The organism is Streptomyces sp. NRRL S-646 (genome assembly GCF_000720765.1).
Classification (GTDB): domain Bacteria; phylum Actinomycetota; class Actinomycetes; order Streptomycetales; family Streptomycetaceae; genus Streptomyces.
In genome coordinates this window covers 1-257 of sequence record NZ_JODC01000134.1, presented here as the reverse complement: position 1 = coordinate 257, position 257 = coordinate 1, and the positions used below count along the sequence as shown (strand labels likewise).

1 protein-coding gene is annotated in these 257 nt (G+C 67.7%); it reads left to right on the top strand.

Annotated features, from left to right (window positions below; genetic code table 11):
* Window positions 1-257: ketoacyl-synthetase C-terminal extension domain-containing protein (locus IH68_RS51510; RefSeq protein ID WP_159403917.1), on the top strand; the 257-nt coding region annotated here is incomplete at both ends.

Sequence of the window (257 nt, the reverse complement as noted above, 5' to 3'; positions counted from 1 at the left end):
CCACACGCAGGCGGCTGCCGGTGTCGGTGGTGTGATCAAGATGGTGATGGCGATGCGGCATGGGGTGCTGCCGCGCACCCTGCACGCCGACGAGCCGTCGTCGCATGTGGACTGGACGGCGGGGGAGGTCACCCTGCTGACCGACGGTGTGGAGTGGCCGCGGTCGGAGGACCGTTCCCGTCGTGCGGGTGTGTCGTCCTTCGGTATCAGTGGCACCAATGCCCATGTGATCCTCGAAGAGGCTCCCGAGGTGTCGG